The organism is Massilia sp. P2_C2 (assembly GCF_056404615.1).
Genome location: NZ_JBFUDR010000206.1, coordinates 1 through 11,427, shown reverse-complemented (window position 1 = coordinate 11,427; position 11,427 = coordinate 1). Strand labels below are relative to the sequence as shown.

Genomic DNA, 11,427 nt, shown 5'->3' with positions numbered 1-11,427 from the left:
GGACGGCGACGGCGTGCCGGACGGTCTGCTGCTCAGGGATGCCTCGCTGGACGACATCGTCCGCTTCCTGCATGCCCGCGGCATCGAGCCGACGTTCCGCTTCATCGTGCCGCGCGACTGATCGTTCCTTCGACTTTCCCGCAGTTCAACCTCAGCTATTCCTGATTCTCTTGTTGCTCCGACCGCTATACACTTGCTTCGTCGTCAATACAACCAAGGCTGAAAGGGAAACGAAATGAATGGATTCTCATTGAACGCGGGCATGAAAGTCATCGTCACGGTCGTCGTGCTCATCCTGCTGATGGCGCTGGCGCCGTTCGGCACGGTGCCGGCCGGCTTCCGGGGCGTGATGACGACGTTCGGCAGTCCGAGCGACCAGGTGCTGAGCGAGGGCATCCACTTCCGTGTGCCGCTGGCGCAGAAGCTCAACCTCGTCAACGTCTCGATCCAGAAGGGCGAAGGCGAGGGCGACGCCGCCTCGCGCGACCTGCAGACCGTGCACACCCGCGTGGCGCTGAACTACCACATCAGGCCGGATGCCGCGGTGACGGTGTTCCGCGACCTCGGCAACGAGCCGGGCCAGCGCATCATCATCCCGGCCGTGCAGGAAGCCGTGAAGGCCGTCACGGCGCGCTTCACGGCCGAGGAACTGATCGCCAAGCGCACCGACGTGCGCGACCAGATCGTCACCCAGCTGCGCGAGCGGCTGTCCCGGCACGGCATCATGGTGGACGAGTTCTCGATCGTGAACTTCAATTTCTCGCGCTCGTTCAACGACGCCATCGAGGCCAAGACGACGGCCGAGCAGCTGAAGCTGAAGGCGGAACGCGACCTGCAGCGCATCGAAGTGGAAGCGAAGCAGCGCGTGGCCCAGGCGAAGGCCGAGGCCGAATCGCTGGCCGTGCAACGCCAGCAAGTGACGCCGGAACTGATCCGCCTGCGCGAGATGGAAAACCAGCGTCTGGCCATCGAGAAGTGGGATGGCAAGCTGCCCAATGTGGCGGGTGGTGCGATTCCGTTCATCAACGTGGCGAGCGGGGCGAAGTGAGCATTGTGGACGGACGATAGCGTTCGACATGCGAGCCTTGGGCGGACATGCTTTCGGGAATGTCCGCCCACGGCCGTGGATTCTACAAACATACATGGGGAACCAGTGCGTAACAGATCATTGGTGAATATAAAACGATATGGAATCCTGGCTGTGATTTTATGCCTGTCGTCATGTGGAGTTTTGCATCGAGGAGAGGTAAAGAAGACAGCCCAGGCCGTACTCATCGGCCACGTATGCAACGTCGATATCCACGTCGTTTTGCCCCAATCGCATCACCCGGCTACCTTCATATTCGGGTCACGAGAGACCGAGTATGTCTTTCGCATCCAGTTTCCAGCACGCCGTGGTCAATACTCTCCACCAGACGTCACTGTGCTAAGTTATGCGCCGGAATCTCAACCAGACGGGACCAAGACCGGACGCTGGCGGTCGGCAGGATGGAATGACGGGATGATCAACTTTACGGACGATAAGTTAGATGTCGAATTATTTGATTCGCCCGTTAATGGGAGCCAGCCCTTCGCATATAACGGAACCTATAACGTGGAACCAGCGGGTGCGTGCATCGCACCTTAATTATGCAGAGGAAGATAACAATGCGAATACCGACCCTGGTAATGGYGGTGGCCTATGTCACTATGCTGTGCGGCTGCGCCCCACTGGCACAGAATACGAAGTGATCCGCACAATTGTAAAAAGGTGAAACAGGACTGGCATCAGCGTATGGCAGACATCGTTCAGCCATCGTCGCGCTATTTTCCTGCAACGTCCATTGCCGCATCTGCATGCATACTTGCCCGCTGGGTCGGTTATATGCACAGCGGTAACAGATCCTTACCAATCCAACATTCTTGCTTTCTGGACACACTGCTATCGTGGTGACCGTCGCGATTCAGCCCGAATCGCGGCACAGCCCATAACAGGAGAGCCCTATGAAAGCACTGACCTTCATCCTCACCACCGCCGCGTTTGCCGCCGGGACCGCCGCCCACGCGCAGCAACTGTCGACCGCCTCCGACACGGCGGCCTATCGTCCCTATGTCGGCATCGGCGTCGTCAGCGCCGACAACAGGATGACCGGCGACCGCCATGCGGACGCGAAGATCTTCGGCGGCGTCGACTTCTCGAACAACGTGGGTGTCGAGGCCGGCTATGTGAACTTTTCGAACCAGGACCGCCAGTATTCGCAGGAGGCGACGGGCATCCCCGGCGGCGTCAAGACGTCCACGAAGGGCTATGGCGCCTACGTCGCAGCCAAGTACACGGTGCCCATCAGCGAGCGCTTCTCGGCCTACGGCAAGCTGGGCGTGGCGCACAGCCAGCGCAAGTGGAACACCGACATCGGGTATTCGTCGACGGAGAATGACAATGGCGTGTATGCCGGCCTGGGTGCGCAGTACAAGTTGAACGAGAATATCTCCGTGGTCGGCGAATACGAGAACTTTGGCAAGGGTAAAGACATCGGCGCGCGCGCGGGCGTGTGGTCGGCGGGTGTGAAGTTCGGGTTCTGAACACTGCGGCATATCATGTGACGGTTGAACGCGTGGACGACGCGTACGGTACGGCGGATCGACTTGCACGGTCTAGCCGTCCACCCTACCGCAACCCGGATCGGTTTGTGCCGGCTCCGCGCTCTGCGACAGCAGCAACGCCCGGAAATCGCCGGCCCGCATCGGCTTGCCGATCAGGTAGCCCTGCAGCACGTCGCACCCGGTCGAGCGGATCGCTTCCCTTTGAAGCTCCGTCTCGATGCCTTCGCAGATGACGTCCAGCTTGAGCGACTTGGCGAACGCGATGACGCCGTTGACGATGTCGAGGCAGCGCTGGTCCTGCCCGATCTCGCGCACGAACGAACGGTCGATCTTGATCGCGGTGATCGGCAGCTGGCGCAGGTACGACAGGTTCGAATAACCCGTGCCGAAGTCGTCCAGCGCGATGCGGAAGCCGTCGTCCTGCAGTGAGTTCAGCACGGCCGCCGCCTTGTCGATGTCCTGCATCAGCATGCTCTCCGTGACTTCCAGCTTGATGCACCCGGGGTCCAGGTCGTAGCGGTCGACGAGGTTCTTCAGCAGCGGCGGCAGGTTCTCGTCGGTCAGCTGGCGCGGCGAGACGTTCACCGCCATGCGCAGCCGGTAGCCGAGCAGTTCCCATTCGCGCGCCTGGCGGCACGCTTCCTCGCACACCCAGGCGCCGACCGCGCTGATGGCGGGCGAGCCTTCCAGCATGGGCAGGAACAGGTCGGGCGGCAGCAGCCCGAGGCGCGGATGTTCCCAGCGCAGCAAGGCTTCCGCGCCCACCACGGCGCCGTTGATCGCGCTGACCTGCGGCTGGTAGAACAGCACGAACTGGCGCCGTTCGAGGGCCGAGAACACGTCCTGGCGCAGCGCCAGCCGCTGCTTGATCAACAGGCTCGCCCGCGGCGAAAACACGGCGTACGTGTGGCGGCCGTTGTCCTTGGCCTCGTACATGGCGGCGTCCGCGTTGTTGAGCAGCTCGTCGGCCGTGGTCTCGCTGCTGTTGCCGATTGCGATGCCGATGCTGGCGCCCACCGCCACCTGATGGTTTTCGACGGCGATCGGCAAGGCCAGCTGCTGCAGCACGGCGACGGCCACGGACTTCGCGCCCTCGGTGTCCATGCCTTCGAGGACGAACACGAATTCGTCGCCGCTGATGCGCGCGACCGTGATGCCGCTGCCGGCCAGGCTGCCCAGGCGGCGCCCGATCTCCTGCAGGGCCTGGTCGCCGGCGCGGTGGCCGTGGGCATCGTTGACTTCCTTGAAGTGGTCGAGGTCGATGAACAGCACGCCGACCGGCCGGTGTTCTTCGAGCGAGCGGCCCAGCGCCTGGTCGAGTGCGCGCAGGCAGCTCAGCCGGTTGTGCAGGCCCGTCAGGCTGTCGTGCGTGGCCATGTGCAGCAGGCGCGTCTCCGCTTCCTTGCGTTCRGTGACGTCGACGAAGAATGCGGTCACGCCTTCGCGCGACGGGTATACGCGCACCTCCAGCCAGATGCCCAGCGGCGCGTAGAAGTTCTCGCAGGTGGCGAACTCGCGCTCTTCCATCGCGCGCAGATAGGTCTGGTAGAACGGTCCGCCCACGGCTTCGGGGAATTCGTCCCACATGCTCTTGCCGATCAGGTCTTCCGGACGGCGGTCGATCCAGGCCGCGCCGCGCGCGTTGATGTAGGTGAAGCGCCATTCGCGGTCGAGCGACACGCAGCCGTCGGAAATGCTTTCGAGGACGGTGCTGAGGCGCTCGCGTGCCTGTACGGCTTCCTGCTGGGCTTCGACGACTTCCGTCACGTCCTGCAGGATCGCGACGAAATGCGTGGCCGTGGCGCTGTTTTCGCGCACGGGGAACAGGTGGATGCGGCTCCAGAACAGGCTGCCGTCCTTGCGGTAGTTGCGCAGCAGCGCGGTGCAGATCCCGGCCTCTTTCAGGCTATGGCGGATGAGGTCGATGCCGGGCTGGTCGCGGTCGCTGCGCTGCAGGAAGCGGCAGTTGCGGCCGATGACTTCGTGCCGCCGGTAGCCCGTCATCTTTTCGAATGCCGGGTTGACGTAGGCGATCGGCATGTCCGGCAGGGAGGCGTCGGCGATGATGATGCCGGTATTGCTCGCTTCGATCAGGCGCTTGAAGAAGGGCGCGGGCAGTTGCTCGATTTTTTCGAGGAATGAGCGGACTTCTTCGGGAGAGCAATTCTGCATGATCGTCTGCCTCGGCGCTGGATGTCACAAGTGTAACGCCGCGTGGCCGCCTCATGCAGCACGAAAGATTGGCGTCTCTACCGGCTGGCCGGGGTGTCCGGAAACCGCGTTTCGAGCCATGCCGATCGGTTCATTCCACGCCCAGCGCGGCCATACGGCCCCGCAGCGCGAGCCGGTCGGCGTCGATCTGCGCGCCGTTCGTGCGGCTCTTGGAAGGAAGTGATCGGATACCACGCCATTGTGCCATGTGAAATCGTTGTCATACGGCAGAGCTAAACAAGTCACATATAAAAAATGGTATCGGAGTCGTGGAAAAAATGATTGGATCGATCTCAGTCCACCGCCTAACATACTGCTCAGCATGCCAGATTCTGAAACCTCGACAGAGTTTCAGAAAATATAAAAATATTTACAAGCAGATAGGAGACATATGAAACGCATCGCATCGGGCCGGCTCGCGCCCGTCACTCGCACATTCGCACTGCGCGGCACCGTTGCCGCCCTCATGGGTATTGGTCTCCTGACGAGCGTCTCCGTACGCGCGCAGGACGCCGGTGCTGCCCAGGACGCCAACCAGGCCACTGGTGACAACGTTGTCGTCGTCAGTGGCCAGCGCCAGGCGGCGCAGAGCGCCCTGACCATCAAGAAGAACGCCGAGCAGGTGCTCGATTCGATCGTCGCGGACGACATCGGCAAATTCCCTGACAAGAACGTGGCCGAGATCCTGGGCCGCGTCACCGGCGTGCAAATCCTGCGCAACAACGGCGAGGCGAGCAGCATCGTCGTCCGTGGCCTCGGTGGCGTCACCACGCTGTTCAACGGCCGCGAGATGTTCACCGCCGCCGGCCGCTCGCTGTTCCTGGCCGACGTGCCCGTCTCGATGCTGCAGCGCGTGGACGTGTACAAGTCGCAGGGCGCCGACATGGTCGAAGGCGGCACCTCGGGCGTCATCGACGTCCGCACGTTCCGTCCGTTCGACTTCAAGGGTTCGCAGGTCGCCGTCAACGCCCGCGCCGAGCACCGCGACAAGGCCGGCAAGACCGATCCGCAGGTCGGTGGCCTGTGGTCGAACCGCTGGAAGACGGACATCGGCGAAGTCGGCTTGCTGGGCGGCCTGTCGTACCAGCGCGGCCGCTACCACGACGAGGTGGCGTGGGCCGCGCCCGGCATCAAGTACACCCAGCCTGCCGGCGTCGTCGGCACGGATGGCATGGGCCGCGTGATGACCGAGGGCGACCGCAAGCGCCTGGCAGCCAACTTCTCGGCCCAGTGGCGTCCGAACCGCGACATGCAGTTCTACGCCGAAGGCTTCGGCACCAAGATCGACCACGATTCGCAGAGTATCTTCTTCGTGGGCAATCTGCCGGTGAACAACCCGACGTCGACCGTCACCACGTTCCCGGGCACGAACTACCTCGACACGATCAGCAACCCGAGCGTCAACACGTTCACCCTGAGCTCGACCCAGGCGCGGCGCGACTGGTCGAAGGGCAGCCAGGGCGCGATCGGCGGTATCTGGGACGTGTCCCCGTCCGTGCGCGTGAGCTCGGAACTGGTGCGTACCGTGTCGACCTACCGCCAGTCGAACCCGATCCTGGACACGATCTACAACGCGGCCAAGCCGATCAGCGCCAGCATCCGCGACGGCGGCGGCTATTTGACCTATCCGGGCGTCGACATGACGGACCCGTCCAAGTGGACGATGTTCGCCTTCTTCGACAACCACAACCACTCGAACGGTGCGGCCAACGACTGGCGCGGCGACGTGACCTGGACGCCGGAAAACGACGGCCTGCTGAAGGAGCTGACGGGCGGCGTGCGCTGGGCCCAGCGCGACGCGTCGTATGCCCACGAGCTGAACAACTACTCGTCGGCACCGGACCAGTGGGGCCCGAACGCGCTCAAGGTCACGAGCATCCCCGGCCTGTCCTGCGTCAGCCCGGCGACCGGCGGCAACTATGGCATGAACCAGTTCTTCGCGCCGTGCTACCAGTTCCTGCTGAACAATACCGGCGTCGTGCGCCAGGCGATCACCGGCACCAGCGCCGACAAGCCGGACGATCCGCTGTCGTACTACGCCGACCGCGAGACGACGACGGCGCTGTACGGCAAGGCCAAGATCGGCTTCGACGCCTTCACGGTACCGGTCGAAGGCACGGTTGGCGTGCGCGTCGTGCGGACGCGCCAGAACATCACCGGCAATTCGCGAGACGTCAACAACGTGATCTCGCCCGTGTCCGTCTCGGCCAGCACCACGGACGTGCTGCCGAGCCTGAACCTGCGCGCCAACTTCCGCCAGGACCTGGTGGGCCGCCTCGTGGCCGGCAAGGCGATCGAGCGCGCCGGCTTCGGCGACTTCAACCCGGGCCTGATCCTGTATCCGTCGACCAATACCACGATGGCGACCGGTACGGCCGGCAATCCGAACCTGAAGCCGCAGGAAGGCCGCAACGTCGACGTCGCCCTGGAATGGTATTTCTCCAAGGACGGTTCGCTGACCGGTACGCTGTTCAACCACGACTTCAAGAACTACCTGCGCCACAAGTCGATGTCGGAGACGTACAACGGCGTCAGCTACTTCGTCGACCGTCCGTACAATGCCGACACCGGCAAGCTGTACGGCTTCGAAGCGGCGTACCAGCAATTCTTCAGCAGCCTGCCGGGCTGGATGAGCGGGCTGGGCGTGCAGGCCAACTTCACGTTCATGAACGGCGGCCTGACCGAGCCGGACGGCACGCGCAACACGTTCCCGGGCATGTCGAAGAAAGCAGCCAACCTGGTCGGCCTGTACGAGCGCGGCCCATGGTCGGCGCGCGTGGCCTACAGCTGGCGCGACCAGTTCGTGGACACGTACAACTACCGCAACCTGGGCTTCAACCTGATCGTCGATCCGATCAAGACCCTGGACGCGTCGGTGTCGTACAAGCTCACGGAAAACCTGACCGCGACGCTGGATGGCAGCAACCTGTTGAATCAGGCTTACCACGATTACCACGGCGTGCCGGAACTGCCGCGTGACGTGCGCCGCTACGACAAAGTCATCGGCTTTGCATTGCGTTGGAAACACTGATCGAAACTATCGCCAGGCAATGAACCAGGGTGCTGCTCGGGAAAAACCGCGTAGCACCCTGAGTCGTTTGGAAGGAAGCCGCATGCACACGCAAAAACTCTCGATCCTGGAAAAAACAGGGTTCGGCGCCGGCGACATGGCGCTCAACGTGGTGATCTCGTCGATGATGTTGATCATCACTTACTTCTACACGGACGTCTATGGACTCAGGACGACCGACCTCGCGCTGCTGTTCGTGCTCGTGAAGATCGTGGGCGCGTGCTCCGACCTCGTCGTCGGCCAGATGACGGACACGTTCCTCACGCGCTGGGGCCGCTACCGGCCGTATCTGCTGCTGCTCGCCGTGCCGTATGGCCTGTCGGTGTTCGCCGTGTTCAGCACACCCGACTGGGGCTATGACGCCAAGCTCGTGTGGGCCTATTCCACGTACATCCTGATGACCCTGATGACGTCGGGCGTGGGCGTGCCGTACATCTCGCTGATCAGCGGCCTGACGAGCGATCCGCAGGAACGCCTGTCCGCCAACGGCTACCGGCTGTTCCTGGCCAAGGTCGGTGCGTTCATGGTCACCATCGTCGTGCCCATCCTCGCCCAGCGCTGGGGCAATGGCAACCAGGCCGCCGGCTACCAGGCGGCGATGGCGCYGATGGCGCTGCTGGGCGTTGCGCTGTTCCTGTTCACGTTCTTCACGACGACGGAGCGCGTCGTGTACAAGACGAAGCGCCAGCCGCTGCTGGAACAGATCGCCGTGCTGGCCCGGAACGACCAGTGGCTGATCCTGTGCGCCGTCTGCGTGACGGGCACCATCGGCTATGTGATCCGCGGCTCCGTCGCGATCTATTACGCCAAGTATTATCTGCATGGCGATACCGAGACCGTGTCCGCGTTCCTGTCGACGGGCGTCGCCGCCGCGATCATCGCGATGGTGGTGTCCACGTGGGTCACCAAGTTCTATTGCAAAGTGAAACTGTTCCGCTACACGCAGTTGATGGTGGCCGTGCTGTCCGTGATGATTTATCTCCTCGTGAAGCCGGGCGACAAGGCCCTCGCATTCCTGCTGTACTTCATGCTGTCGCTCGTCGTCGACCTGCACGCGCCCGTGTTCTGGTCCGCGATCGCCGAGACCATCGACTATGGGCAAGTGAAAACCGGCAAGCGGGTGTCGGGCTTCGCGTTCGGCGGCATCTCGGTCGCGCAGAAGGCGGGCATGGGGCTCGCGGGCGGCATGGTGGGGCTGCTGCTGAATTACTTCCACTACCAGCCGAACCAGGAGCAGGGCGCGCTGGCGCTGCATGGCATTGCGCTGATGCTGTCCGTCATCCCGGGCTTCTTCCACTTCCTGATGGGGGCGCTGATGTTCAAGTACCGCATCAGCGATGAGTACTACTCGACCGTGAAAGAAGAATTACGAGTCAGCGCGTAGGGTGGGCGGCCCTCCGCCCACGCGTAACGTTCGCGAGATGTTGGCGTAACGCGTGGGCACGTGGTGCCCACCCTACGTAAAAACGATACGAATCCTTTGGATATGACCATGCAAGACACCGTACTGAAACCCCTGATCGAACAACGCGCCGACCCATACATCTACAGGCACACGGACGGCTATTACTATTTCACGGCCTCGGTCCCGCTCTATGATCGCATCGAACTGCGCCGCGCGAAGACGATCGCGGAACTGGCCGCCGCGCCCACCGTCGACGCGTGGGTCAAGCCGGACACGGGCCCTTACAGCGAGCTGATCTGGGCGCCCGAGCTGCATTTCAACATGGGCGCGTGGTATGTCTATTTCGCGGCCGCGCCGAGCCGCGAGATCAAGTACAAGCTGTTCCAGCACCGCATGTACGCGATCCGCAATACGAACGCCAATCCGCTCGAAGGCACGTGGGAATTCATGGGCCAGGTCGACACGGGCATCGACACGTTCTGCCTGGACGCCACCACGTTCAACCACAACGGCCAGCTGTACTACCTGTGGGCGCAGAAGGACGTCGAGATCGAAGGCAACTCGAACCTGTACATCGCGAAGATGAAGACACCATGGCAGATCGAGGGCAAGCCCGTGCTCCTGTCCAAGCCCGAGTTCGACTGGGAAATCCGCGGCTTCCGGGTCAACGAAGGCCCGTCCGTCCTGCGCCGCAACGGCAAGATCTTCATTTCTTATTCCGCCAGTGCCACCGACGAAAACTACGCGATGGGTCTGCTGTGGGCCGACGAGAATGCGGACCTGCTCGACCCGGCCGCGTGGATGAAGTCGCGTGAGCCGGTGTTCCGTACATGCTACGATCATGGTATTTACGGACCTGGCCACAACAGCTTTACATATGCTGAAGATGGCGAGACCGTCATGCTCGTTTATCATGCGAGGACCTATACCGAAATCGTCGGCGATCCGCTGTGGAACCCGGACCGCCATACGTTCGTCAAACCGCTGCGATGGGACGAGAACGGCATGCCTGTGTTCGGGCGGCCATCCATCCTCTAAGGAAATAACAACGTGCAAAACGGAATCACCCAAGCGCCGTTCGGGACTTTGCCCGACGGCAGACAAGTTACCCAGTTCACGCTCAAGAACAACAACGGCATGGTCGTCAAGGTTCTGGATTTCGGCGGCGTCATCACCGAAATCCACGTGCCGGACCGCGACGGCGTCTTTGCCGACGTCGCGCTTGGCTTCGAAACCCTGGAACCCTACGTCAAGGACAGCCCGTACTTCGGCGCCCTGATCGGCCGCTACGGCAACCGCATCGGCAAGGGCCGCTTCACCCTGGACGGCAAGGCGTACCAGCTGACGACCAACAACGGCAACAACCACCTGCACGGTGGCGATCCGGGCTACGACAAGGTGCTGTGGACGCCCAGCGTCGAAGGCGACACGCTCGTCCTGCGCTACCACAGCCCGGACGGCGAGCAGGGCTATCCCGGCAACGTCGACGTCACGGCGACGTATTCGCTGACGGACGACAACGAGATCGTCGTGCGTTTCCACGCCGTCACCGACCAGCCGACTCCGGTCAACCTCACGCAGCACAGCTATTTCAACCTGTGCGGGGCGGGGCAGGGCGATATCCTCGGCCACGAGATTGCGATCGACGCCGACAAGTTCGTGCCCATCGACGCGGAATCGATCCCGTACGGCGAACTGGCACCCGTGACGGGCACGCCGTTCGACTTCCGCAAGCCGCGCACGATCGGCGAGCGCATCGGCCAGCCGGACAAGCAGCTGCGCCACGGCCTCGGCTACGACCATTGCTGGGTGCTGAACAAGAGCCTGGGCGAGCGCGGGCTGAAGCGTGCCGTCCACGTGTGCGAGCMGACGACGGGCCGCGTGCTGGAGCTGTTCACGCAGGAACCGGGCGTCCAGTTCTACAGCGGTAACTTCCTCGACGGCTCGCTGCACGGCAAGGGCCACGCGTGGACCCACCGCAGCGGCTTCTGCATCGAGCCGCAGCATTATCCCGATTCGCCCAACCAGCCGGCGTACCCGAGCACGATCCTGCGCCCAGGCGAAGTGTACGAAACGGAATCGCGCTTCCGCTTCTCGGTGGCGCAATAACGCCAACGAACCGCATGCGTCACGCGTGGGCACGGGGTGCCCACCCTAC

At 62.8% G+C, this 11,427-nt stretch carries 7 protein-coding genes; 6 read left to right on the top strand and 1 reads right to left on the bottom strand.

Going from position 1 to position 11,427, the window contains the following annotated elements:
• Positions 1 to 235: 235 nt before the first annotated feature.
• Together AC1DYX_RS21145 and AC1DYX_RS21140 are read left to right on the top strand one after the other, a co-directional pair.
• Positions 236 to 1,048 carry a prohibitin family protein gene (locus tag AC1DYX_RS21145; protein WP_477262450.1) on the top strand — a complete coding sequence of 271 codons (813 nt, stop codon included), beginning with the start codon at positions 236 to 238 and terminating at the stop codon, positions 1,046 to 1,048.
• Positions 1,049 to 1,983: 935 nt separating this feature from the next.
• Complete coding sequence (locus AC1DYX_RS21140) at positions 1,984 to 2,562, top strand: porin family protein (RefSeq protein WP_477262448.1); 579 nt, start codon at positions 1,984 to 1,986, stop codon at positions 2,560 to 2,562.
• Between the two features lie 72 nt (positions 2,563 to 2,634).
• Here AC1DYX_RS21140 and AC1DYX_RS21135 read toward each other — a convergent pair whose 3' ends face one another.
• A complete protein-coding gene (locus AC1DYX_RS21135; RefSeq protein ID WP_477262446.1) occupies positions 2,635 to 4,755 on the bottom strand; it encodes a putative bifunctional diguanylate cyclase/phosphodiesterase in 2,121 nt (706 codons plus the stop codon).
• Between the two features lie 430 nt (positions 4,756 to 5,185).
• On the opposite strand from AC1DYX_RS21135, the gene AC1DYX_RS21130 reads away from it, so the two are divergent.
• From AC1DYX_RS21130 to AC1DYX_RS21115, 4 genes are all read left to right on the top strand, one after another.
• Positions 5,186 to 7,825 (top strand): TonB-dependent receptor, encoded by a 2,640-nt coding sequence (locus tag AC1DYX_RS21130; RefSeq protein ID WP_477262444.1) that lies wholly within the window; start codon positions 5,186 to 5,188, stop codon positions 7,823 to 7,825.
• An 82-nt stretch (positions 7,826 to 7,907) separates the two neighbouring features.
• Positions 7,908 to 9,248 carry an MFS transporter gene (locus tag AC1DYX_RS21125; protein WP_477262442.1) on the top strand — a complete coding sequence of 447 codons (1,341 nt, stop codon included), beginning with the start codon at positions 7,908 to 7,910 and terminating at the stop codon, positions 9,246 to 9,248.
• Positions 9,249 to 9,356: 108 nt separating this feature from the next.
• Complete coding sequence (locus AC1DYX_RS21120; protein ID WP_477262440.1) at positions 9,357 to 10,307, top strand: glycoside hydrolase family 43 protein; 951 nt, start codon at positions 9,357 to 9,359, stop codon at positions 10,305 to 10,307.
• A gap of 12 nt (positions 10,308 to 10,319) precedes the next feature.
• Positions 10,320 to 11,378, top strand: a complete 1,059-nt coding sequence (locus AC1DYX_RS21115; protein ID WP_477262438.1) for an aldose epimerase family protein — start codon at positions 10,320 to 10,322, stop codon at positions 11,376 to 11,378.
• Positions 11,379 to 11,427: the final 49 nt, after the last annotated feature.